The organism is Stenotrophomonas sp. GbtcB23, from assembly GCF_019091045.1.
Lineage (GTDB): Bacteria > Pseudomonadota > Gammaproteobacteria > Xanthomonadales > Xanthomonadaceae > Stenotrophomonas > Stenotrophomonas rhizophila_A.
In genome coordinates, this window is record NZ_JAGXKC010000497.1 from 1 (window position 1) to 256 (window position 256).

Annotated in this window: 1 protein-coding gene; it reads left to right on the top strand. The window is 52.3% G+C overall.

Annotated elements, in window-relative coordinates:
• Positions 1–256 (top strand): right-handed parallel beta-helix repeat-containing protein (locus tag KVS69_RS19900; RefSeq protein ID WP_217539903.1); only part of this gene is annotated, 256 nt, incomplete at both ends.

Below are 256 nucleotides of genomic sequence, written 5' to 3' on the forward strand. Positions count from 1 at the left end.
AACACATTCATGCAAACCACCGAAACTTTGCTTCGCAGCGATTGGAAAATCTATCGCGGCGGGGCGATCTACATTACTGGCGGTGAAGACATCGATGTCGGCAACAATACGATCTACGAAGTCGGCACCAACGGAATCTTCGTCGATGGCTATAACCTCAGGGTCAGGCTGCATGACAACGAGATTCATGACCTCGGCTTCAGCGCCATCAATTTCGCGGGCAAGGAAAATGCCGTCCGCAACCCGCTGACGTTCT